Annotated in this window: 23 protein-coding genes; 10 read left to right on the top strand and 13 right to left on the bottom strand. The window is 37.1% G+C overall.

The features are described 5' to 3' along the window. Positions 1-34 precede the first annotated feature (34 nt). The gene (locus tag NSQ77_RS11855; protein ID WP_339226200.1) at positions 35-1,486 is read left to right on the top strand and encodes a carbon starvation CstA family protein; all 1,452 of its coding nucleotides are present in this window, start codon (positions 35-37) and stop codon (positions 1,484-1,486) included. Positions 1,487-1,677: 191 nt separating this feature from the next. Here NSQ77_RS11855 and NSQ77_RS11850 read toward each other — a convergent pair whose 3' ends face one another. Next, complete coding sequence (locus tag NSQ77_RS11850; protein ID WP_339226199.1) at positions 1,678-1,980, bottom strand: metal-sensitive transcriptional regulator; 303 nt, start codon at positions 1,978-1,980, stop codon at positions 1,678-1,680. 393 nt (positions 1,981-2,373) lie between these two features. On the opposite strand from NSQ77_RS11850, the gene NSQ77_RS11845 reads away from it, so the two are divergent. From NSQ77_RS11845 to NSQ77_RS11825, 5 genes are all read left to right on the top strand, one after another. Further along, positions 2,374-2,730, top strand: coding sequence for a winged helix-turn-helix transcriptional regulator (locus NSQ77_RS11845; RefSeq protein ID WP_339226198.1), 357 nt, complete (start codon positions 2,374-2,376; stop codon positions 2,728-2,730). Positions 2,731-3,258: 528 nt separating this feature from the next. Then, the gene (locus NSQ77_RS11840; RefSeq protein WP_339226197.1) at positions 3,259-3,837 is read left to right on the top strand and encodes a hypothetical protein; all 579 of its coding nucleotides are present in this window, start codon (positions 3,259-3,261) and stop codon (positions 3,835-3,837) included. Between the two features lie 77 nt (positions 3,838-3,914). Next, positions 3,915-4,721 (top strand): helix-turn-helix transcriptional regulator, encoded by an 807-nt coding sequence (locus tag NSQ77_RS11835; protein WP_339226196.1) that lies wholly within the window; start codon positions 3,915-3,917, stop codon positions 4,719-4,721. A gap of 62 nt (positions 4,722-4,783) precedes the next feature. Next, entirely contained in the window at positions 4,784-4,897 is a 114-nt protein-coding gene (locus tag NSQ77_RS11830) for a GapA-binding peptide SR1P (protein ID WP_339226194.1), read from the top strand. A gap of 717 nt (positions 4,898-5,614) precedes the next feature. Beyond that, complete coding sequence (locus NSQ77_RS11825) at positions 5,615-8,518, top strand: transporter substrate-binding protein (RefSeq protein WP_339226193.1); 2,904 nt, start codon at positions 5,615-5,617, stop codon at positions 8,516-8,518. A gap of 405 nt (positions 8,519-8,923) precedes the next feature. Here the strand turns inward: NSQ77_RS11825 and NSQ77_RS11820 are convergent, their stop codons facing one another. The 12 genes from NSQ77_RS11820 to NSQ77_RS11765 form a co-directional block, all read right to left on the bottom strand. Next, positions 8,924-9,151 carry a hypothetical protein gene (locus NSQ77_RS11820; protein ID WP_339226192.1) on the bottom strand — a complete coding sequence of 76 codons (228 nt, stop codon included), beginning with the start codon at positions 9,149-9,151 and terminating at the stop codon, positions 8,924-8,926. A 579-nt stretch (positions 9,152-9,730) separates the two neighbouring features. Continuing rightward, the gene (locus tag NSQ77_RS11815) at positions 9,731-10,504 is read right to left on the bottom strand and encodes an ABC transporter ATP-binding protein (RefSeq protein WP_339226191.1); all 774 of its coding nucleotides are present in this window, start codon (positions 10,502-10,504) and stop codon (positions 9,731-9,733) included. Positions 10,505-10,510: 6 nt separating this feature from the next. Beyond that, on the bottom strand, positions 10,511-11,551 hold the full coding sequence (locus NSQ77_RS11810) for an iron ABC transporter permease (RefSeq protein WP_339226190.1): 1,041 nt from the start codon (positions 11,549-11,551) through the stop codon (positions 10,511-10,513). Between the two features lie 204 nt (positions 11,552-11,755). Further along, positions 11,756-12,970: an ABC transporter substrate-binding protein gene (locus NSQ77_RS11805; RefSeq protein ID WP_339226189.1), complete on the bottom strand. Its 1,215-nt coding sequence runs from the start codon at positions 12,968-12,970 to the stop codon at positions 11,756-11,758. 588 nt (positions 12,971-13,558) lie between these two features. After that, positions 13,559-14,539 (bottom strand): urea transporter, encoded by a 981-nt coding sequence (locus NSQ77_RS11800; RefSeq protein WP_339226188.1) that lies wholly within the window; start codon positions 14,537-14,539, stop codon positions 13,559-13,561. A gap of 188 nt (positions 14,540-14,727) precedes the next feature. Continuing rightward, positions 14,728-15,354, bottom strand: coding sequence for an urease accessory protein UreG (ureG, locus tag NSQ77_RS11795; protein ID WP_339226187.1), 627 nt, complete (start codon positions 15,352-15,354; stop codon positions 14,728-14,730). 245 nt (positions 15,355-15,599) lie between these two features. After that, positions 15,600-16,076 (bottom strand): urease accessory protein UreE, encoded by a 477-nt coding sequence (locus NSQ77_RS11790; protein WP_339226186.1) that lies wholly within the window; start codon positions 16,074-16,076, stop codon positions 15,600-15,602. A 13-nt stretch (positions 16,077-16,089) separates the two neighbouring features. Next, positions 16,090-17,802: an urease subunit alpha gene (ureC, locus tag NSQ77_RS11785; RefSeq protein ID WP_339226185.1), complete on the bottom strand. Its 1,713-nt coding sequence runs from the start codon at positions 17,800-17,802 to the stop codon at positions 16,090-16,092. Beyond that, entirely contained in the window at positions 17,802-18,203 is a 402-nt protein-coding gene (locus NSQ77_RS11780; RefSeq protein ID WP_339226184.1) for an urease subunit beta, read from the bottom strand. Before NSQ77_RS11780 ends, ureC begins: the two co-directional genes overlap by 1 nt. Positions 18,204-18,214: 11 nt before the next feature. Beyond that, the gene (ureA, locus tag NSQ77_RS11775) at positions 18,215-18,598 is read right to left on the bottom strand and encodes an urease subunit gamma (RefSeq protein WP_339226183.1); all 384 of its coding nucleotides are present in this window, start codon (positions 18,596-18,598) and stop codon (positions 18,215-18,217) included. A 25-nt stretch (positions 18,599-18,623) separates the two neighbouring features. After that, entirely contained in the window at positions 18,624-19,265 is a 642-nt protein-coding gene (locus NSQ77_RS11770; protein ID WP_339226182.1) for an urease accessory UreF family protein, read from the bottom strand. 13 nt (positions 19,266-19,278) lie between these two features. Further along, entirely contained in the window at positions 19,279-20,094 is an 816-nt protein-coding gene (locus NSQ77_RS11765) for an urease accessory protein UreD (RefSeq protein WP_339226181.1), read from the bottom strand. A 971-nt stretch (positions 20,095-21,065) separates the two neighbouring features. On the opposite strand from NSQ77_RS11765, the gene NSQ77_RS11760 reads away from it, so the two are divergent. From NSQ77_RS11760 to NSQ77_RS11745, 4 genes are all read left to right on the top strand, one after another. Beyond that, a complete protein-coding gene (locus NSQ77_RS11760) occupies positions 21,066-21,449 on the top strand; it encodes a cupin domain-containing protein (RefSeq protein ID WP_339226180.1) in 384 nt (127 codons plus the stop codon). Between the two features lie 138 nt (positions 21,450-21,587). Further along, the gene (gene eat, locus NSQ77_RS11755) at positions 21,588-22,958 is read left to right on the top strand and encodes an ethanolamine permease (RefSeq protein WP_339226179.1); all 1,371 of its coding nucleotides are present in this window, start codon (positions 21,588-21,590) and stop codon (positions 22,956-22,958) included. A 679-nt stretch (positions 22,959-23,637) separates the two neighbouring features. After that, positions 23,638-24,621, top strand: coding sequence for a DUF3445 domain-containing protein (locus NSQ77_RS11750; protein ID WP_339226177.1), 984 nt, complete (start codon positions 23,638-23,640; stop codon positions 24,619-24,621). A 22-nt stretch (positions 24,622-24,643) separates the two neighbouring features. Further along, positions 24,644-25,465, top strand: coding sequence for a dimethylamine monooxygenase subunit DmmA family protein (locus NSQ77_RS11745; RefSeq protein ID WP_339226175.1), 822 nt, complete (start codon positions 24,644-24,646; stop codon positions 25,463-25,465). The last annotated feature ends 1 nt before the right edge of the window (position 25,466 follow it).

Raw genomic sequence — 25,466 nt, 5'->3', positions numbered from 1 at the left:
AAATCGGATTCATTAATAGAAGGAGGAAAAGCAAATGTATACATTTCTTGCAGGTATCGCACTTTTAATAATTGGTTATTTTACGTATGGGAAGTTCATTGAAAAGCTCTTCGGGGTAAAAGACGAGCGTCCAACTCCTGCTTATGTGAATAGTGATGGTGTGGACTATATTCCGATGAGCACACCAAAGAATTCACTGATACAGCTTTTGAATATTGCTGGGACAGGACCCGTATTTGGGCCAATCATGGGTGCACTTTATGGGCCAGCAGCATTTATTTGGATAGTTGTCGGCTGTATTTTCGCAGGCGCGGTTCATGATTATTTAACAGGTATGATATCTATTCGAAACCGAGGTGCTCATTTACCAGAGCTTGCCAGTAAGTTTCTCGGAAAGGTTATGAAGCACGTGGTAAATGGGTTTGCTGTGCTGCTTCTACTATTAGTTGGTACGGTGTTTGTTTCCACACCAGCCAGTTTGCTCCATCTGCTGACAGACGGAAGCGTAGCATTATGGATCTTTATTGCGGCTATTTTTGCATATTATATTATCGCTACCCTGCTCCCAGTAGATAAAATAATCGGGCGCTTATACCCGTATTTCGGTGCCTTGCTGTTAATTAGTGCGTTTGGCGTTGGGGTTGGTTTAGTTGCTACAAATGCTCCAATTCCAGAGCTCTCCTTCCAGAACTTCCATCCAGAAGGCGCAGCTATTTTCCCATTGCTGTTTTTTACTATTTCCTGTGGTGCGCTGTCTGGATTCCATGCAACACAAACACCAATCATTTCCCGCACAACAAAAAGGGAAAAAGAAGGCCGCAAAATTTTCTATGGCATGATGATTGCAGAAGGAGTCATCGCAATGATTTGGGCTGCTGCGGCAATGAGTATGTTCAGTGGCTATAACGGTTTGAATGAAATTCTTGCAGCTGGTGGACCTGGAGCCATTGTAAGCGAGTCTTCTACTATTCTATTAGGAGCAATTGGTGGAACACTTGCTGTACTCGGTGTTGTCATACTGCCAATCACTTCCGGGGATACAGCATTCCGAAGTGCGCGGATGATTATAGCAGATTACTTAAATATTGCACAGAAAAAGTTTTCCAGCCGTATGTGGATTGCTTTGCCACTTTTCACTGTTTCCGCCGTATTAACGCAAATCGATTTTAATATCTTATGGCGGTATTTTAACTGGGCAAACCAGTCAACAGCGGTAATTGCCCTATTTGTTGGATCAATGTATTTATATATTGCTCGTAAAAATTACTTCGTTTCACTCATTCCTGGCACATTTATGCTTGTGATGGTAATTACCTATATTTTATCGCAGCCAATAGGATTTAATTTGCCAATGAATATTTCATGGGCTGGCGGTTTTATCGGGTCAGCAATTATTGTCGTCCTGTTCTTTAAGGCTGCCAAGAAAGCAAGAGCAAACAATATCCCGCTGGAAATTGACGTTTCAGGCTGGAAGAAGGCTTCTTAGCGGTTTACCTTTTAAATAAAAAAGATGAGTAGGTTGTCCCTATTCATCTTTTTTTATATGGGGAGTGTTCCTTTTCATCACTCCCACAAAGTATTTATCATAGTACCTATAATTCATCATCGGCTGCACTTTGTATCAATGTGAAGTTAAACCAGCAACAGAACTACTCCAGGAACTTTTTATCACGCCAATTACCGGGATAATTGCTTCATTACGTCCAGAAGTTCCTCAATTGCTGCATCCCCTTCGCGATCTTGGATGGCATCTGCTACACAATGCTTTGCATGCCTTTCTACCATAGAAAAGCCAACCTTCTTTAAAGCAGCATTGATTGCACTTATTTGCACCAGTATATCTACACAGTAACGATCTTCATCAACCATTTTTTGTATTCCGCGTACCTGTCCTTCTATTCTCTTTAAACGATTGATGATAGCTTGCTTTTCCGGGTTAGTGCGTGGTGCTAATGTGTGATCATGTAAGAATTTCCCCATTCAAATCCCTCCCTTTTAAAACGATATATAATTTTCATCTATTGTATACTCATCATCTGGTTTATACAAGCTTATTTATTTGTCTATTCCAACTTTTCACACATAGATTACTGCATAGTTCTTCTTCTTTTTCTCACCAATCACACTGCTTAAGAGAAAATCATTGGAATAGAATTATATTTTCATTACTTCTTGGTTACTTCATTATCACTATATGATGATAAAGTACGTACTTATAAAAATAATTCCTATATGTTAAACTAATCTAAATAGTTAAAAAGCGGGGTGGTCCATTCACTTAAGGATTTCCTTGAAAGAAAGTTCTTGAATTCTTAATATCATACTTTGAATCCTATGGTGATATTCTTAAGAATTTGGAATGGAGGTGAATAAATGAGTCGTATTAATCTAAAAACCCTTAATTGCGAAAAGGAACTTACACTTGCAATTATCGGTGGTAAATGGAAAATGCTGATTATGTGGCATTTAGGAAAAGAAGGAACTAAGCGATTTGGTGAACTTAAAGCTTTAATCCCAGGAATTACACAACGAATGCTCGTTAGTCAACTAAGAGAACTAGAAGAAGACCTAATTATTCACCGTGAGGTCTATCCAGTTGTCCCCCCAAAAGTGGAGTATTCATTAACTCGTAAAGGTGAAAGCCTGATGCCCATTCTTGAATCTATGTATGACTGGGGAAAAGACTACATGGAAAATGTTCTGAAAATTGAACTGACAAATACTGAATGAAACAGGATGAGGATGCAGCACATCATTCTTTAATTACTGCTTTCCTTTCTTTAGACAACATTCTATCTCTGTTTTAATCGTATTTAATTTAGTAGATTCACAGCAACAATGTTAGTTGCTGTGAACCTTTTATCTTTACTAAAAAAGTTCAACATTATAAACCTATCCGACTACTATCGTTAACCAATATATGAGAATGTATTTAAGTCAAATAGTATATATTTACACACTCTATGACTAAAAAGTGCGTACTTCCCTAAGACTTGACTAGCAATTATAATATAATTAATAAAACAACTAATATAATATAGTAAAATCAATTAAAATTGAGGTATAATTTAAATATTAAAACTTATCACTTATCTAATCAAGAAACAGAGATACATCAGTATTATTTTTATCCTATATCAATCATAAAAGGAAGGGTTAGTTTGAAAGCGCTTACCGATACTTTGGATTGTTTTAACTAGCTGCCAATTACAAATTGATTTAAGAATCTCAAAAGACACTACTTCTTGGAGGGAGAATATGTTACTAATAACAGGCGCTATAATAATTTTGGTATATACGGCCGTATGCTTGATCAAGGTCTTTCAGCATAAGGAACTATTAGTAAACATGACTGGGATGGCAATTGCAATGGCATTAGCTATGATCAGCAGCACAGCGATTGGTTTAATCTTAGGCATCCTGTTTAAAGGCGACTTAACCACTTCCACAATAATTGCAATGAATTTTGCACTTATAGTCGGGATCTTGGTCGGGAAACCAATTAGTCTGCTTGCCATGGGTGAAGGTGTTGGCGGCGGAGCAATGGGTGGAATGATGGGTGCAATGATAGGTGATATGATACCAGCAAATAATTATTCACTCATGTTAGTATATATCGTTATTTTTTCCATAGTAAGCTTTTTGTTCATTATTCATTTAATTAATACGAAAGTAAATGAACATCATAAAAATAAAACAAGCCGTACTTGGTCCACTGCTAATAAGGCGATAATTTCAGTTTCGGTATTGCTTACTCTTGTTATTTTAGGACTTCAGCTTGACACAACAGACAATAAAAATAACCAGAACATTGATGAGGTACATCATCACCACTAAATAAGCAAAATGGGTATGTTCTTTTGTAACAACAGTTTAGTCAGTAATTAATAGCTCAATTATAGGAGAGGATTTGAATGAAGACTACTCTTAATTTTTTTCCTGCCCAACCTGAAATTGAATATAAAATGGATAATTATGTAGAAAGAAAACCAATTGGAAACTCAATTATTCACGAAAACATCGCACTATTTTACCAATTCAAAACTAAAAAAGAGTCTTCTAACTCTTTCTCACTTATTCCTGACGGTTCTATTGATTTACTGTTTTGCTGTTCTGAAAAAAAACCATCCATATTCCTTTGGACAAGTCCAAATCAAAGAAGTGAAAGATTAGATCTCTTAGAGGACTGCGATTACTTTGGTGTCAGGTTTTTTCCAGAACAGAGAATACTGGACCTAAAATATTCAATGAGAGAACTCTTAGGCAAAACAATCCCCTTATACGATGTAGTGTCTGTAGATACTTCTCTTTTAGAGCAAATATCATACGGGGAAAATTTTGAAGAAAGAATTCGTTTATTTGAAAAATTTTCGGAAAAGTTTTATTTTAAAACGGAATATCAAGACTTAATCGATTACTCCGTTAAAAAGATTTATTCCAATGGAGGTAATCTGAATATTAAACAGCTATCAATGGATATAGGATATTCAGACCGATATCTGCGTAAAAAGTTTGAAGAATCCATTGGTTTTACACCAAAACAGTTTTCTGAAATGGTCAGATTTCAAAATTCTTTAGCGGCAATGATGATTAATCACAATAATTATAATCCGTTAGACATTGTGTATGAGAACGGTTACCATGATCAAGCCCATTTTATTAAGGGCTTTAAAAAATTCGCTGATTTAACCCCTACTCAGTTTATGTATAACCTATTTTAGGTTATTTAAAACCTAAATAAAATAAGTCCCTTCGTATACTACTACAAAAAGGAGTTGAGGTAATGAGACACATCGTTTGTCAGAAGTGCGGAAAAACTATAGAGTATATTGAGTGCGAAAAAGTGGATACGCTATACGGTAAATGTCCAGACTGTCATACTGATAAAAAATCTTAATTCTGCTTTTATAAGGTTGAGCATTCAGCTTAATTGTGCCGAATAAAGCTAGCAATCTCTTGTTAATTGTTTCATATTTTAAGTAAGTGTCATGGAAATGGAAGATGTTCTATGACACTGCTTAAAATAGCTGCAAAAAAACGATTTGATCCTGGTTGTCAAAAGTATTTTTTCAATTGTATTTGTTTTTTCACAATGCCTTGGTAATTTTTTTGTATTAAACAAGGTTATAAATAGTAAAACAACTATTGTTATTTCTTAAATTCATATAGGTACTCTGGGTTTGAGTTGTCTTCTATTCATTAACAAGGGCATGATTTTTATCAGAATTCATCTTGAAACTGCCACCACGCAACTGAATACCAAATCAAACCTTCGAAAACTAATAAACAACTTCCTTTACTTCTTTGTAAGAAACCATTGATATTACCATTAAAATGGGTGAGGTTTTCCGGAACATTAAATCTTAATCTAATTACTTCCGCTTGAATTTCCATCTAGATTATGAAGCTTTCTGGTATAGAAAGCTTCATTTTAAATAACAGAATGAAGTAATTATTTGAAGTTGGCGCAAATATAGCACTAAGACAATAGGAACTGATAAAATGGCAACCACTAAAAATCCTCTACTCTACATATGTAATGTTACAAATAATGAATCCTTATTTATCCCAAGTATAATCAGTTGAGAACAGAATTTTTGGGAGGTCTAAAAAAATGGGTGATCAGGAAATAAAAATCGGAATTCTATTTTCGCTGACCGGCACAACAAGTATTACTGAACAAGGTCTTTATCAAGCTAGTTTATTAGCTGTTCAACATATTAATAATAATGGTGGAATTAATGGAAAAGTTCTTGTTCCAATTGTTGAAGATGCTGCTTCGGATCCTTATGTGGCGGTACGGAAAGCAGAAAAACTTATTATCTTGGACCAGGTAAAAGCTATTGTGGGACTCTATACTTCCGGCTGCAGAAAAAAAGTACTTCCTGTTTTAGAAAAGCATAATACTCTACTGTTTTATCCCACTTTCTATGAAGGTTCTGAACAGCACCCTAATGTCTTTTATTGTGGTTCGTTACCAAATCAACAATTGCTCGATTTTATTCCATGGCTAATTCAAAATGTTGGAAAATCCTTTTATTTAATTGGATCTGATTATATCTATCCCTTGGAAACAAATCGCCATATTCGCCAGTTGATTCAATCTAAAGGCGGTATCGTATATGATGAAAAATATGTAGCATTAGGACATCAAATCTTTGATAAGACACTCAATGAAATTCGACGAATAAACCCGGATGTTATTTTTTCAACGTTGGTTGGTGATAGTGGACTTAGCTTTTATCAACAGCATGAAAAACATGATTTACATCAACCGATTGCCAGTACCATTTTAGCTGAAACCGAAGTTGCAGCTTTACATCCCTATAAAGCCATAGGCCACTATTCTTGTTTTCCTTACTTCAGTTCAATCAATAGTTTTAACAACAGAAAATTTATAAGTGAATACAAACAAGCATATGATACTGATGTTATTAGCGCTACTTCAGAAAGTGCTTATAATAGTATCCTATTACTAGCAGAGGCAATGAAGAAAACAGATACCATTTCTACAGAGTCCATTCGCAATGCTTTGAATGGACTTTCACTCGAAACCCCACAAGGAAATGTCATCGTTGATAGTACTACCCAGCATTTGTGGCTAAATTCTAGAATCGGAAAAGTTAATAAGTCAGGACAATTTACTATTGTATGGGAATCAGAAAAGCCTATTTTGCCTGTTCCTTTTATGGAGCATAATCTATCTGATCCAATTCTGAAATTCAAGACAGTTGGTGACAAAGATCATTTGAAATCCAGGATTATGCAGCATGATTCTATTCTATCTAAACTCGAAAAGTCTCTGGAAAAACTACCAGTTCCATTTGGCTACTTTGATGAGGATGGTGTGTTGTTAAAAGTCTTCAATTCATCTCTGATTCCTGCTCACTTTCATGCACAATTAAAATCTGAGGAAAATACAGATAGTTTACTTTTAAACAATATTGGTATCGATTTTGAATTATTGGAATATTCAACATTTCATGAAGCGACAAAGACAATAGAAACAAATAACACCCCATATGAAATAACGATAGCAAGCATCCCTATCATTGGTAACTCTGGAGTACGAAGAGGGGTATTAGGGGTATGGATGTTTAATACTAATACCGAATTTAGGAAGTTCATGCTTCAATCTATAGAAAGTTCTCTCCATATGTGTGCAAATATGGTAGATATTGAAGAAGAACAACTTATATTATCCGATGTTTTGCATGGGATTTCTACCCAACTTACAAAAAGCTTAATTGTCGTAAAAGAAGGAAGAGTGATATTTCAAAGTAAAACAGCCGATGCACTTTTTAAATATAAGCGGGATTTCGTCAACTCGGTTTTGCTGGAACTTTCTTCTGAACAAGATGCAGGGATAGAAAACATTATTCATACTCTGAGAAGAGAAGATTCAGAAGATAGCTATGAAGTTAAAGTGGTTTATAAAAACTCTATGCATTTTATCTATTTCAAACCACTCCCTCTCCAAATGCACCAATTCTCTTTGAAGGAGAAGCAAAGTTTAACAACCAGTGATTTAATTGGATTTAACGAATTGTTTTTAAAAACTACTGAATTTGCTCGTTCCGCAGCAAAAACGAAGGCGAACGTTCTTTTATTAGGCGAAAGTGGAACTGGGAAAGAAATGTTCGCTCGTGCTATTCATAATGAAAGCAAGCGAAAGGATATGCCATTTATAGCGATAAACTGCGCTTCTATTTCTAAAGAATTAATCAATGCAGAGTTGTTTGGTTATGAAGATGGAGCATTCACAGGGGCAAAAAAAGGAGGTAACGTAGGCAAATTTGAAGTTGCAGACGGTGGTACGCTTTTTCTCGATGAAATTGGGGACATGCCTCTTGATCTGCAAACAACATTATTACGGGTGTTGCAGGAAAGAGAGTTCGTTCGAGTCGGCGGACATAAACCGATATCTGTGGATGTGAGAATTATTGCCGCAACAAACAAAAATCTTTCTCAGGAAATAGCTTATAATGGCTCTTTCCGGAGCGACCTATATTATCGTTTGAATGTTTTTACAATCGAGTTGATTCCGCTCCGTAAAAGAATTGAAGATATTATCGAATTGAGTAATTATTATTTAAAAGAACTTAGTGCTGAAGCGGGACAGCCAAGGAAGTATCTTTCAGAGGAAACCGTCATACTATTAAAAAAATATAACTGGCCGGGAAATATTCGAGAACTAAACAATGTCATAGAAAGAGCTTTTTATTTAGCGGAAGAATCCCCCCTTATTACAAAAGCTCACTTACCCCAATTTATTAGTCATTCTTCTTCCAATGCACTGGAAACAGAAACAAAGAATCTTTTTGTAGAGAATTCATTTCCAGTAAACATTGAAAATAGTAAACTAAAAAGAGATGAGTATAAAAGACAAGTTTACATTCAAACTTTGATGAATTATAAGGGGAATATTTCAAAATCAGCCAAACAATTAGGTATGTCTCGCACAACCTTATACCGTAAACTTGATGAACATAATATTGAGGCTAAACATTTTAAATAATCAAGCATCCGATAAAAAATTTATAACTTAGTCAATTTCATAATTGCTTTATACCTACAGGATTTTAAAATTATATCATGCAGCTTGTAGTCTGGTATAACTTTACATTGAAGCGATTTACAGCTAGTTTTGAAGCGTTGTAAACAAGTATGAGCACCTTTTCTTTTGAAAATATCTTCGTTAGCTCACGAAAAAAGGTTAGGCAAAGTGTTTATCAAGCCCAATTGGCACTCCTTCATTTCGCTGTAGTATGCAATCGCAGATTGATGTTCCATTTAATACACTTGCTCGTATATTGGCTCATATTCATAATCATAATCAGCATCCATAGTTTGATAGCGTAAAAACGGACGAGGAAGATATTCATGTATCCCCTTAAGGTTGGGGTAGCTTCCTTTCCGTTATTTAGCTCCCTGATGAGAAGAGGATCTGTAAATACGTGCCAGCGGCTAAGTTTTCTTTGTTGCTAAACCAATAGAAATTCTTCCTTCTGCGTTCTTTTTCATCGCCCTTTTTTGGGTCTTGAGGAACATCGGAAAGTTGTTCAACTAATGGAACCTCTAATTGTGCCTTAAACTTATTTTCACAAAGAGGCATGTTTTCTTCATTTTCAGCTTGTTCCTTTTCCACCATTAAAGCCCTTCCTTGGGTTTCGTCCACGTTTTTTGGACCCAGTTTTAGACGTTTCTTCTTTTGCTAGTGTTTGATCAGGGAGCTTCAAAATGAGTTGTACCGACACAACAGTATTAACCGTGATAAAATCTTATTCGATAGTCCTTGTATAATGATCGCTTCCATGATGTTTCTTTTCATTTTTTTCGATTGTACAAAAGTACAACACGTCGTTTGTATTAGAAAATGGATTCCATTTTTTAAACTAATATGCGGCTCGAGCAAGGTCCACACTCAGCGACCGGTTCATGGTCACACTGCCTTCTGCAAAGACAGGCCATCAGCGGTACTACATTTGGTGTGAATATCCAAATTGTCACTTCCAGCATATTCCTGGGAAATGGCAAGCATTTCTTCCGATAAGTACACGCAATGGCACCTAGCGTATCCAAGCTTGGTTGTATAGAGCGACAAAACCCATTCGGAACCAGTGTAAAGCTGAGTGGTCTTGTATTAAGACTGGTCGTGATTATCCCAGTGTTTTTAATAATTCTAATGGGTGTTGGTAAGGTCAATAACAACATCTCCTTACATTTATTTTCAAGTATGAGTGCTACTGTATATGGGCGATTGGGGGATGATACTGAACTGTCCCAGCGTATTTTTTTCCACGTTGACTTGGACGTCGTAGGCACTTTCCAGCAGATCGGTCAGCAAAACCTCCCCAGGTTCTCCTTGTATCATGATTTTTGCATCGTCAATTAAGAGCATGCGGTCGCTGTATCGAGCGGCCAGCATAAGATCATGGACAACAAAGATGGTAATTGCTCCTGCCCTCTGTGTATACTTCCGCACATGATCCATAACGACTAGCTGATGTCGCAAATCAAGCGCGCTTGTCGGTTCGTCTAGCAACAGCACCTTCGGCCTGGAAACGAAAGACTGCGCCATGTAAATCAACTGTTTTTGTCCGCCGCTCAGTTCATAAAACTTTTTCATACTTAAATGCGACAATTTCAGCTGTGATAGAATTTCATTCACTTTGTTAATATGTTTCTCACGAACCTTCCAGCGGAGGTCTTTGACAAGACCTAACAGCACCATTTCAAAAACAGTGAGTTGCGACGAGGAAGTGCCCATTTGCGGAACATAAACCATATCACGTTCCGAATACGTACGTTCCTCGTCATACAGACGCACCTGGCCGCTACATCTAATCAGCTTGGCAATCGCCCTTATAAACGTGGTCTTTCCCACACCGTTTTTACCGATAATGGATACCATTTCACCCCCGACAAAATCGGCTGAAACACGATCTATGATTATGCGGTTCGAATATTTGACTTTTAGGTTTCTAACACTTAGTCTCATCATATAATATTATCTCCTCATCTTTAATAGAAGTATGAATAGAAACGGGACGCCGACCAGCGATGTGACGATACCCACTGGCAGTATAGAACCCACGGACAGCAGTTTGGATGTAATGGAGGCGAGAAGCAGCAAAATCCCTCCGAAAAGAACAGTGACGGGTAGCAAATAGCGCTGATCTCCTCCTAAAATAAGGCGTGCGCAATGAGGAACCACCAATCCTACAAAAGCCACCGTGCCGATAAAGGCCACCGATGCCGCTATCAAAGCCGAGCTGACCATAAATACGAAAAAGCGCAGTCTCTCCACGTTGATGCCCAAACTTTGCGCTCTTTCTTCTCCCGCACTGAGTGCCGTCAGTTTCCAAGACAGGCGCAGCAAGACAATGGCACAGACGACCAACACGAGAACATTTACCCCCACGCCGATCCAGGTAGATCTGGCTAGATTGCCGAAAGTCCAGCTCATAATAATTTGCGCTACTTCGGCTGAAGCTCTGTACTGCAAAATTTGCTGCAATGCAGAAAAGAAAAAGTTCATGACAATTCCAGTCAAGATCAATGTACCTGTGGACATTCCTTTCAATTTGCCCATGAAAAATATACTCATGGATACAAGAGCCGCAAAAACAAAAGCCAGAAAGGAAGTGCCCATCCAAAGAAATCCCCCTATTGAGAATCCTGTGGTGACGGCCACGGCAGCTCCGAAGTTGGCGCTGGCAGTGATTCCCAACGTATACGGACTGGCCAGCGAGTTGCCAGTAATGGTCTGCATCTGCAGACCGGCCAAGCCCAAACACCCTCCTACAAAAATACAAGTAAGGGTCATCGGCAGGCGAACGTCCCAAATGACAATTCTATTGACTGTCTGAGCGCTTGGCCCACTGAGCAACGCATTGATTACCTCGTCTATGCCAATTCTTGAGGAACCGTACGATAAGTCGACAAGGGCCGCAACACATAGCAATGCCACAGAGATAGAAGTCACAATGACCCGTTTTTTATTAATGCCGATATATACACTGTCTTCTTTGTTTATTTTTTCTTCCATGGTGTTTGCATAGCGTAGGTAAAAGCCATCCTACTCCTCCTCCCTTACTTCTAAGCGGTTTCCCTTAAAATAGAGGTATGTGACTAAGACCGACCAAAGAGCGACCGCACTAGAAGCCCACCGCGAGGCTTCTCTGACAAGGCTTCAACCATCGCTCACAACGAAGTAATCTTGAAGCCTAGTCATCATATGGTCGAAATGAAACTATGGCAACTCTACCATAAATGTAGCCGTATACTTTAATTCAGGCAGGTATCTCTCATAAAAATCGTTCAGTTCCTGTACAGGATCCAAATCTGTGAATACGTCGGGATAAATAACTTTGGCCAGATATTGTGTGAATGTGTAATCCGCTATGTTTCTAAGGCTGCCATGGTCAACTCCATATACTTCACCGTTGATAACTGCATCGAGTGGCTCCCATTCAGGTCTCTGGGCATAAGCTATGAGTCGCTCCTGAGCCAGATCTTCATCGACCGTAAAGCCCATTCTCATCTGGTCGCCCTTTGTGTCACCGGACCAGACCGATCCACCGATAAAGATGATCTCAGGATTGGAAGACAGAATAAATTCTTTATCCAGCGGGCCTATGGCATCCAGGTTGGAGGCTAGATTATCGGCCTGCAAATTATTGATAGCCGCTCCCCAAAGCATAATATTGTTGTAGCTGTTGCCATATTCCATCGTACCCTTGTTCCCCAACTCCACATACACTCTTGTCTGTTTTTGACTATCCGGCAAGTCAGCGATTCTAGCGTTGATATCATCAATGGCTCGGACATATGTGTCGATCTGCTTTTGGGCAACTTCCTCTCTTCCCAAGAGCATGCCTAAAATTTCATTGCTCTGTACATGGTTCTCCACCTGCATCGAATGGTAATCCAGAACAGCGACAACAATACCCGCGTTTTCCAAAGTGGAAATGGAGTTATTGTTCTCCGTGTATTGCGAAGGACTCATGATTATTACGTCGGGTTGCAGAGATATGATCAACTCCATATTCAAGAGATTATCATGATATCCACCGATACTCGTGATACCGTCTTCTCCATCCAGCATCTGAGGAAACGCGTCGGTGTACACGGTATATTCTCCGTAGCGGGTACCTTCCCACCCGTCAAGAGTCATGCCGACGACCTTATCAAGACTTTCAGAACCGCCCACCATAAGATAATTAGAGATATATTCTGCAACGATAATCTTTTCCGGAGTTGCATCCAATGCACTTTCACGACCGGCAAGATCTGTAAACTTAATCACATCGGCATGATTCCCATCAGAAGACGCATCGTCATTATTATCTATGTTGGAAGACACTACACTCTCTTCCGGAATTTGCTCTCCACTCTGACCTGAACAGGCGACCAAAATGACAATCAACAGACCTGCTAAAACAATTAAGATTGATTTTCTCCTCATCGTTTTCACTCTCTCCCCCGTATAAATTAAAGTTTTCTTTCATGCTATAAAAATATTTAATTTATCTACGTTTACTAGACTACCGGAATTTTACTTTCGATTATAAACACCATGTGCCTTGTAAATATTATAATCCCACCCTTTCTTATCCTGTACGTTACGCATTTGCGTTTATAAATTATAATGACCTCCTCGTATATAGTCGAATGCGCTGAATGAAACCTTCAATTTTTGTTTTATACCCCTTACCTTCCTAGTCATCTTGTGATTCAGATATTTTGAGCCTTTAGAAGGTTTAGTATGTAAGATAGCAGGAGTTTCAACAAAAAATTTTTTTGTCTCATTTGCCTATTGAAGAGATAAGGCGAACTTTTTCAAGTCCGCCTTATCTCTTCTGTTTATTTTAGTTGCGACAAAGTTTTTATCTAATATAAAGGCAGATTATATAAATTTCACTATCAAATGATATGTGTTTTTTTTAAAATAACAGGACTTGTACAGTAATTTCAAATGAATAAAAAGCCTAGATATTTACTTTGTAAAGGGTAGGAATGTTTGATTTTATTATTCACTAAATCTTACAATCTATCATAACTGGGGTAAAATCTTTCTTGCACCTAACATAATCCAAGAACTAAGAACGAAAGCTATTGTTAAGGCTGAAATGCCATATGGTAAAAGTAGGGTACTTACACCTGCAGTAATAAGAACTGTCAAACAAGCTCCAATGATACCTGATAACAATGCAAATCGACTATTATTTGGATTAAATACAATGGATACGGCTATAATTGTTAATATAGCATTATAGCCATAAAGTCCTAGAGTAATTGATGAGTGATCTGCTCCTAACCCATAAGCCGTTATCAGAGCAACCGCATTTCCAATTACGGCATAAACTCCATATTTCCATCCGGCCCAGAAGATTGCAACAAAAAAGAGAATCGCTGACAATAGATGATCTAGTAAAAATATTTGGCTAATCCCTCTTAAAAATCCGTCTAGCCAAATTATCTGCGCTCCCAAATCTAGCGTCCAATCAGATAAATTTTGTGGTATTAACCCTGGACCTAATTTAAAGGTGTTGAATTGATAAGAAACAAGTAACATAAGCCACGTAAGTACTACAAATGGGAATGTCAATATTGGGATTTCTATCCCTTTTATAAAATGCATCAGTGCTGCGGTTAGTATCGCAGCGATACCCGCCCCAACAAGGGCAATAATCCAATGAAAGGAACCACCCAAAAATATAGTTAAAGCTATCCCTGTTAACACAGAATTGTATCCAAACAATCCTGCCTTTACGGCATTTTCATCTGCACCGCCTAATTTACCTATTATAGTACCTATGAAGGCCGATAATAGAGCAACAATTCCTAAAACATAAGAGGAAACTGTAATGGCTAGTAGCATGATTAGTCCTGTAATAGCATTTTCAATTAATATAATTTGAGAAATCCCTCTTAATGATGCGAGTATAAAGGTAGAAAATTGATTTTCTCTCAACCATTTGTCTTTATTTGTTATTACGTCCTCATTTAATAGTATCTTTTGACTTGTTGACACGATAATCTCCCCATTTCTCAAGTACTGGAATATATGCGGGCATATATTCCAGTACTTTATTTCTCTTAAATGTATTGAATAAATACAAGGGGGTTGGCTATTAAGAGATGTAAACTCATACTTAGGATTTCACATACAATTTGAGCATCAAATTAACTTGTCATAATGGTCCGGGGAATACTAATTTTTTATAAACTCTTACTGTGAGCTAAATTTTCCAGTAAAATATCTGACTTAATCCATTTGATAACTTTATCAACACCTTCACCTGTTTTTTGGTTTGCCAATGTGAATGGTCGTTTATCCCTTGCTAGCTTGATATCTGATTCAACTTGTTCTAAATCAACACCTACATATGGTGCTAAGTCCATTTTGTTAATAACAAGGAAATCAGATCGAGTAAGACCTGGACCTCCTTTTCGTGGAATATCTTGTCCCTCTGCTACATCGATAACAAAAATAAATCCATCTACTAATTCAGGACTGAACGTTGCCGACAGATTATCGCCACCACTTTCAATAAAAATTATATCTAGATTTGGTAAACGGTTATTAAGCTCATCTATAGCTTCAAGGTTCATGGAGGCATCCTCTCTAATAGCAGTATGAGGGCATCCACCTGTCTCTACACCTATAATTCTCTCAGAAGGAAGGACATCCTTGTTAACTAAGAATTTCGCATCTTCTTGTGTATAGATGTCATTAGTAATAACAGCTATCTCATACTCTTTATTCATCATACGAACCAATCGCTCAATTAAATGTGTTTTACCGCACCCAACGGGGCCGCCTATACCAATACGAACCTGTTTCATAGAATCTACTCCTTTACTTTTCGCAAATTTAATGAATTCATAAATCCCTAAAATCTAAACGTGAGATAAACATCTACAAAATTCAGTTATTCAAGGATGATCATATCCTTTTATACCGTACTGGAAGCTTTATCCTCTTTTGGGTATTAAATCAGGTGAAATATTTATTTCACCTGATTTACCCCTATGTTCCAGTATTGTTGATACGTGTTTACTGTTGGTATCTTAAATTAGTGCGCACCGTTTTAATGCTGGTGTTGGTGATGATGGTGTCTTCCACCTTTCGGAATTGGTTGAAAACGCCTAGTTTGTTTTTCATACTTCACATGTAATTTGTCCAGTAACAATTCCGTCGGATCATCTGGCAGTAGAATCACTTTTCCATCATTTGTCACTTCTAGGGGTAAATGTCTATTACCTAACTCATAACAGACCAGTCCCAACTCCTTGGTCGATTGCGGTGAAATAACCAAAACCTTACAAGGCTTAACATAAACAGCAACAGTGTTTTCATTATCCCTAATTAAAATGTCTCCATGACGGAGCGATGGCTGATGCGAAAGAGATATGCCAATTTCTCTTCCAAGATTCGTTTCTTTTCGCAAAATTTGTTTAGCACATTCATCCCATTCCAACTCAATAGTCTCAAACCCATTCAATTCTTCATTGTCCAAGGAAAGCCCATCTTCAAACGAGTTACCTAATATTTCGTTGCAAAACATTACACATCACTCCTTATCTAACAAAATAAAGTCTACTTAATGGAACTTCTTCCAAAGGTTCACATGTTGCTATTTTCCCGTCAACTTCCACTTCGTATGTCTCAGGGTCCACTTTAATATGCGGACTATAGTTGTTCCGAATCATATCACTTTTCCGAATATTCCTTGTATTTCGAACTGGTACTAATCTTTCTTTTGAAGCTGGAAATTTATCAGCTAGCCCTTTATCCAAAGCAGCTTGATTAACAAAAGTGTAAGCTAGCTTACTAGGGTTGCTGCCAAACGCTCCATACTGTGGTCTATACTGTATCGGTTGGCAAGTCATTAGTGAACCGTTTGGCTCTCCCATCGTCGACCATGCAATAAAACCACCTTTAATAATTGTTTCTGGTTTCACACCAAAATGTGTGCTTCTCCAAAGGACGATATCCGCCAACTTCCCGGACTCTATAGAACCAACATAATCCCTAATTCCTAACGCAATAGCAGGATTAATCGTATATTTCGCTAGGTAACGAAGCACACGCTGATTATCGTTGTTCCCTTTATCCTCTGGTAATGGTCCCCGTTGAAGTTTCATTTTTGAAGCAAGCTGCCATACTCTTGATATTGTTTCTCCAATTCGTCCCATCCCTTGCGAGTCAGATCCCAAAACACTGATGGCACCCATATCGTGAAGAATATCTTCAGCAGCAATGGTTTGTTCTCGAACACGTGAATCTGCAAAAGCGACATCCTCTGGTACTGCCGGATTTAAATGGTGACATACCATAATCATATCTTGATGTTCTTCCATTGTATTGATAGTATACGGATTCGTAGGATTGGTGGAAGCTGGAATGATATTTTGCAAACCAGCTGCTTTTATAATATCTGGGGCATGTCCGCCACCTGCACCTTCTATATGATAAGCGTGAATGGTGCGACCTCCGATTGCTTCAAGCGTATCATCTACGAAACCAGACTCATTTAACGTATCCGTATGGATTTGCACCTGGAAGTCCATTTTATCGGCAACCTTTAAGCAAGTATCAATAACTTCTAAAGTAGCTCCCCAGTCTTCATGAATTTTAAGTCCAATCGCACCAGCTTCAATTTGTTCGATCAATGCTTCTTCGTCACTTGAATTCCCTTTACCGAGCATACCCATGTTCATCGGGAACGACTCAAAGGCACTAATCATGCGTTGGATGTTGAAAGCCCCAGGAGCCTCTATACCTACAGTTTTTGGTCCTGTGCCGCCCCCTAACATTGTTGTTAACCCACTACTTAATGCTTCCTCAACCAATTGAGCAGAATCAAAATGTACGTGGGTGTCAATCCCTCCCGCTGTAGCTATCATACCGGGGTCAGCAGAAATAATATCTGTCCCAGGACCAACAATTAAACCAGGAGTAATGTCCATTGTATTCGGGTTACCAGCTTTTCCAACACCTACAATTTTTCCTTCTTTAATACCTATATCACCTTTAACAACTCCTAGAATAGGATCCATAACAACGACGTTGGTAATTACAAAATCAAGTGCACCTTCGCTATTTGGAATACTCGATTGTCCCATGCCATCCCGGAGTGTCTTACCACCGCCAAATACTGCTTCATCGCCATAATTTGACTTGTTGTAATCTTTCTCGATTTCTACCCAGAGGTTTGTATCCGCAAGTCGGAGCTTGTCCCCTTCAGTTGGACCATACAAATCAACATATTGTTTTTTAGTTACTTTCATCAGTATCCCCGCCCATCGGTCGTATTCATATATCCTTTTTCCCGAGCTTTTACGAATGCACTTTCACGAACTGCCGAATCGTCAATAGAGCCCATTGTCAAACCATTAAAGCCGATGATATTTCGCTTTCCTCCAAAATCAACTAGCTGAACCGTTTTTTCCTCACCTGGTTCAAACCGTATCGAAGTTCCAGATAATATATCTAAATGCTTGCCAAATGCTTTTTTACGGTCAAATTTTAGCCATTTGTTTGCTTCAAAGAAATGAAAATGACATCCTACTTGAACAGGTCTATCTCCACTGTGCCGGACCTTGACTGTTTCTCTTTCTAAACCTGGTCGAAGTTCAATCGACTCCTCAATGTAATTGATTTCTCCAATTTCCCCTTCACTTTCAAACATGCTCCCACCTCCTATATAGTTGAAACGTTCTTGCTTCCAATTTCCGTAATTGTTAAATAATTCCACTCTCCAATTTCTTCCCTTGTATCAAGACGAATTGGATCATATACAGTTATCAATTTTGTACCATCTGATAACATTCCCTCTACCTGAATAATAGGGATTAATTCTTTCACTCCAGGAAGAACATCTTCTTTTGATAATATGTTCGTGCCAAAAGAAATGATTTCGGCCAAACTTTTTCTCCCTGCAACAGCCTGTTCCACAAGCTCATCACATATAATAGCTATCGCTTCTGGGCTATTTAGTTTTATTCCGTTTAACATTCTTCTTCTTGCCAATTCAGCTGTATTAAAAATTAATAAACGTTCCTTTTCTCTTGTAGTTAAATGCATTTTCTTTCACCGCCTATTCATTGTTTTAGGACATACACAAACGTGTATATAATGTTTCATGTTCCATAGATGCAATCTCAAATCCAGGAGAAAAAGTGTTGACATTCTCAAGGGATAAATCTTCTTCCGTTAGCGGAAGCTCAGCCAATGACTTCCCTAGCCTATATAACATAAGCTGTGATTCTTTCTGACCAAGAGGCATAATACGAGTAGCTACTGAAACAAGGGAGATCATACTGGAAAACAAATAAGTTTGCACCGTCTCCCATAAAGGTAAATCTAATTTTTTCGCCATGATGCCGTATCCTATTGCGTAATGATAATGAATTGGAAAGTCGTCGATATCAGATAAGTTGATTACACCTGTTAATAATGATTTCCCAGTCTTCATACTAGCTTCATATACTTCTTTAGTAAGCTTTGATGCAGAATATATATTTTGAATCTCATCCAATCTAGCAGCATCGGCTAACTGAGTCGCTTCGTATGCTTCTTTAACAAATATGGCATCAAAGTGAATACTTACTTCTAGAAAAGCTTGTAAAAGTTGCTCTATTTCTGATGCGGTAGTAATTCGATTCGTTTGAATATATGTTTCTAGGCCATAAGAATGGTTGAAATCCCCTGTGGGAAATGTTCCCCCGGATAGCTGCAACCATGTAAGCAAATTTGTTACTTCTTTATTTACGGATATATGGCAACTCCCCTTTCATCATCAGTGGACGCATAAATGACCAGATATCATTGAAAGCTTTTTTCATTTCGTCATAGTTATAACTTAGGGCTTTAAGCGTAATAACACCGCTAGGATGCAATGAACACCCAATTCGAACAGGGCCATCAAATGTTGATAAATATGTTTGAAGCTCAGTTAAATGATTATCGTGGTCGTGCCCAGCATAAAGGTATAGATTTCCCCAATGGGAGTATCCTTCCAAATATCCAAGTCGTGCGTACTGTTCCCGTTCCATATCCATTCGCGATTGCTCCCAAATCGCCAATACTCCCCCAATATATAGATGGATTCGATTTGTAAGACTTCTAAACTCAAACGTTTCTCCCGTATTTTTGCGACCGCTAGCATACATTTCACAATATGCTACGACAGAATTACGATGGGCATGGATATGCGTTTGTGTCTTAAGTTCCGAATCTCGAAATAACATTGTTCCTTCTGGAAAACATTCTAGGCTAGCATTTTCCTCTATCTTAAAATATTGATTTATGTGAGCATTTCCTTCAGGCATTGGATGAATCTTAGCGGTGGAAGCATTTGTCAAATATAGACCGGCGCCTTTTTTTATATATATGGAGTACTCCGAACTATCTCCAGCAAGCATTCCTCCTGCGGTATCAAAAACGTAAACAAATGCGGTACCGATATCGTCCATATAAAATGGACGCATCACTTTCAGGGGAAACCTGTAGTTCATCCGGGAAATGGTACTTTTTTCTTCTTGATCAACTTTAATTTCTAACTCTAACTTTCCCTGCATGTGAACCTCCTTTTTCTAAAACAAGCCTCTGCTGTTTGAGACCATTCATTGAATACATCATAATAATGGATAGAGGATTGTTCTATTGAAGTACATTATTCTCTTCTTTTAAACGTTTGGAGGGCTTAAGTTTTACAGCATTTTTAAACTACTTTTCCGTTATATTCTGAATTCGCATTTATACCTCCTACTACTTTCACTACCACACCATAAAAATCAACCACTCATAGCCATCAATACAGTTATATCCTCACCCTTCAACAAAATTTTTTTAGGGACAATTCTCTTTAGTGATCATCGTCTTAACAGCTAATATGCAATTATCATGCCAAGTTGACAAAAGTCTAAATCTCAACTTGATAAATCGCCCATATTTTCCGATACAAATGAGTATTCCGTCCATTTACCACTTTATTTTATAAATTCAAAAAAGCATTTAACGAACACCATAAATAAATGAAACATTGCACAAAAAGTGTTCAACTGTCCAATTTTGCACTGAACAACTAGACAAAAATGGACAGTAAAACACTCTTTTACTTGACTCATCGAAATATAAAAATGACTATCGGAGATTTTTATATTGTTGCAAGCTACACAATTATTTAACTAAATTGCTTTTTCTTCCCTTAATCGACCTATCTATAACTTTTAATATGTAGAAAGAGCAATAAAATGACTGTTTAAATACCTCAATTTCAGCCAAATTTATTCATTAGTATTATTTTATATACCATGTGATTTCAAAGTGCGTACTTTATTTACCGAATAATCTAAATTATAATAAATTATCGTATCTTTTGAAAGGAGTGACGAATTTATGAACTTTAATGCTATCACGATAATGCAGCAAAATAGTTCTTGAGTACTAAGATAGAGGCACTTGTTTGTGCAGATAACAGTATTGCTAAGAAACAATAAGATAACAAAACTAAAAATAAATTAGCTGAAATGAAAACTATTGTATTGGGGTGATAAAGATCACTGGAACAGCAATATCAAAAACAAATTGTAAATATTTAAATCAAGGGCCTGGTATACAACTGTTAAAAGCAGGCAGTTATGAACCGAAAATACTTACACGCAGTATTCGGATTTTTGATATTCCAGTAAATTCGATTCAAATGGGTTACTTTGATACGTATAAAGAGGAATTTGAAATTACCTATGAATTATTAGAGATACAAACAGTCATAAAAGGAAAGATTGTTGCACGAGATGATAAAGGTAATAGATATAGAGCTGAAGAAGGTGACGTACTAATTTTCACACCTACTACAACAGTTATTTTTGATGTGGAAAGTGATGGAAGCGCTATCTATACGGCGCATCATCCTTCTGAAGTGAGTAATTAAGCCGTATTCTATGGACAAGTCTATTACAAAAGCATACAGCTGATGCATTTCTAAGTATACGGGTTCTTTCCATGTAATATTTTTTTCAAATGAACATTTACAAAATCCAATTATTTATTAAAATAAGGAGGGAAAATTTTGAGTAATACTAATTTGGAATTAAAAAAGGTTCTAGGACCTATACAAATATGGGGACTGGGTGTAGGGATTGTTATTTCGGGGTCATATTTTGGTTGGAACTATGGACTAGCTGAATCAGGTTTAATAGGAATGTTAATTGCTACTGCCATAATCGGCCTAATGTATGTAACATTATGTTTATCATTATCGGAGTTAACGACATCAATGCCGCATGCTGGAGGTGCATATGCCTTTACCAGAAGAGCAATGGGACCATTTGCCGGTTTTCTTACGGGTGTAGGTGTTACACTGGAATTTGCTGTGGGTACAGCAGTATTTACCTCAGGGGCTGGTTATTACGTGAATTTCCTAATTCCTGCAATCGATCCTATTCTAGCTGCTGCTGTATTATATATCTTTTTCTTCATTGTTCATATTTTAGGTGTAAATGAATTTGCAACAATCGAAATGATACTCGTAACTATATCTGTAGCAGTTGTTCTTCTTTTCTCTTTTTATGGCATGCCGCATATTACCGCTGAAAAATTGTTTGAAGGCGGACTTATTCCAGGCGGAATTTCCGGTATATGGGCTGCTCTTCCTTACGCGATGTGGTTGTATATTTGTATGGAAATGTTACCAATGCTGTCAGAAGAATGCCGGGATCCTGTTAAAGACATGCCAAAAGGGATTATGAGAGCAATATTCACACTTGTTGTTCTTGCATTTCTAGTAGTTACAGTTACCGTTGGTCTTGGTGGAGCAGCTGGAGCATCTGTGGAAGAAAATCCACTCTCCTATGCGATTGCTACTGGTATTAATGAGAATTCATGGTTAATTAGCGTCCTATCTGTAGTTGGTTTATTCGGAATGCTTTCAAGCTTAGCAGGAGCAATTTTAGCATATTCCAGACAAACTTTTGCATTGTCAAGAGCTGGATACTTCCCTAAATTTCTATCTAAATTAAATGAGAAACGTCGTACACCTTATATGGCAATTCTTGTTCCTGGCGCACTTGGATTCGTATTTGTTCTCATGTTTAACCCGGATCGATTAATATTAATCGCTACTTTCGGGGCGTTGGTGTCTTACGTTATGATGAACATATCCCTAATGGTTTTAAGGAAAAGAGAACCTAACCTGGAACGTCCGTATAAAGCACCATTTTACCCGTTAGGTCCTATTGTTTGTATTATCATTAGCATAATTGCATTATTCTCAAGTATTTTTAAAGATCCAATCTTTTTCCTGATTAACGTAGGTATTTTTGCTGCAGCAACTATTTATTACTTCACATGGGCAAGGTATCGTATTAACAAAGACGCCCCAGAAGAACAATTTGCTGCATTAAATGAAGAAGAACAAGTAAAAAGAATTCCTTCTGCGTAATATTTCTGATTAATAATTTAGTTTTGTTTTTTGGTAATCGCTTACAAAAAATCATCAGAGCCGCTATTTTATTGCATCTAATAGAATAGCGGCTCAAAGTTATTATTAATACTATCTGACAAGTTTCCGTTGATACACTTTTTCCAAATATATTATAAAAATCGCAGTCTCTAATGGCATCAGTGAAATAAAACTATGTATATTAATGAGTTATTTTATACTATATGAATTTAAAGTGCGTACTTTATTAACTCAATAATCTGATTTATAATAAAGTATAATCAATTCAAACAATGATGAAAGGAGCGGTGAAAATGAGCTAATTAAGTTTATAAATATGGTACAAAAGTTATAGAATAAGGAAACTGCATTTGGAAACAAGTTAAATTTGTAAACGTAATCATATGGTTCTTAAGACCACCTTGTATTGCCAAATCAGAAATTAAAAAGAATTTGTTAAAAACAAGAAATGATTGCCTGTGTGTTCGCACCCACTACAACTGTCATTTATAATGCAGAGATTAATGTAAGCGTTATCTATGCGACTCATCGATCAATCTTAATTTGCAATAAAGTAAAGAATTAAAATGAATGAACAAAAGGAAAACTAGATTCCTTTTAAATTTTGTTAGCAGACTGTTATCTGAATTTGAGTATTTTATTAAGGAGGAATAACATAATGGTTTTACAAAGTGCAACTATTTCAAACAAGCCTTTATTAGATCGTTTTCCATTCCCATTTAATGAAGATATTTATCGTTATTCTAACAATTCCAGGAAACTAGATCCACCTCATGCAATCGAGATTACTCCTGAATATGTTGAAGAAATTAAGTTAAAACGAGAATTGCTAGATACAAAAAAGGAACAAACTTTCAATTCTTTGCCACATAGTATCGAAGCACAGTGGGAAATATTGGAAATGCTTATGAACGAATTAGTATCCGTTCATCCAAACTATTTTAGTCTGAAAAAGGAAAATAACAACTGGATATTCCAAAACCATTTGCTAGGAGAAGAACAAAGCTTTACTTTTGGCGATCTTTCTAGTTTACCCTACGAACCATTGGATTTTATTGGACGACATGTTCAGGAAGATTTAATTTATCTTGGACAAAGAGATGGTCAGCTTTATTTGGACGCTGGACAGTTATGTTTCCCAGCTGATTGGTCAGTTGCATTTGATCTAGGTATGGAATTCGTCGATATTCACAATCCTACCCCAGATGCTTTAACTACTACTGGTTTAGTAGAGAAAATTCGCGATTTCCTCCTAAGAATGGAAGCTGATCAACCTTGGATGAGAGATAACTGGACAATAACAGTTGATCGTAATCTTACTACTTCACCAGAAACATATGGTTCTTGGGGGTCAAGAAAAAATCAAATTACTGTTGATAACGCTGGTCAAATAGTTCATTTAAGAGTGGAGACTCAAGGATTGTTTCGCCTTCCACTTAGCAATGGTATTTTATTTAGTATCCACACGCACCTAATTCCATTTGAAGAGTTGATTAAAAATAATCTGTGGATGCATAGAACTTATAATGTAATAAAGGAACTGCCAAATGATTTAGCAGAATACAAAGGTTTTATTTCTTTTAGAGATACAATTTTAAAATACTTGGAACAGAGAATAGAAGAATCTTCCTCAATTAAATAAAGGTAAGAAAGGAAGAAGGTAAATGCGTACAGTTAAATGTAAACTTATTAAACAGGAAACACTCAATCAAGGGCATGTTGTTGAAGTGGAATTAGTCGAGGGCTCTATCCCTAACTTAATTAATTATTCGGATCAAGTTAAATGGAATGAAACGATAGTTAACCTTCCAACCTATGTCATTCAGACAAATAAAAAAGGGGTTTACCGACTCTATTTTAATACTTCATCTATAAACGAAGCGAGCCTTTTTAACTTTGATGGTAATCTTTTTGAATTAGTTATTTCCGAATATTCTCAATTTAATATCCCGGATAATTGTAAGAAAATGTTATTACTAATTGAAGATTTGGCCCTCTTTGAGAGTTTAGTAATTATTGACTTTCTTTCTATCAATAAGATAGAAGCTAACGTCTATGTTAAAGGACAAGAACAAGGTAATTTATTCAATTATCTGCAGCGTAAGGTCAATGATAGCATTACCTTACTGCCTTATTTAGGTGAGCGTGAATTGCAGTCTATTTTTAATAAACAAGTAATTGGTACAAGGCTTTATATTGCCGGTTCCTGGTCTATGATTAATGATGTAAAAAACATAGCTCATGGTACTGGATTTACAGATGACGAAATACAGTTCAAAGGTTTGGGAGTAAAAAAAGAAAAAATAATGTGTATCCAGTGCTATTCGTTTAATACAAATGAAACAGAAGAAGAAATAGAAGAAATGAAGTGTGTACATTGTGATGCCTTGCTGGAAGTTTCTGATCATTATTCTAAAAGACTTGGCGCTTATCTTGGCTATGTTCAACTTCAAGAAGCACCAGTGGGTGTAGGAGGCGGAAAATAAG

Source organism: Oceanobacillus sp. FSL K6-2867 (assembly GCF_037963145.1).
Taxonomy (GTDB): domain Bacteria; phylum Bacillota; class Bacilli; order Bacillales; family Amphibacillaceae; genus Oceanobacillus.
Note: the sequence above shows the minus strand (reverse complement) of the source record. Positions and strands in the feature narration are given on the sequence as shown.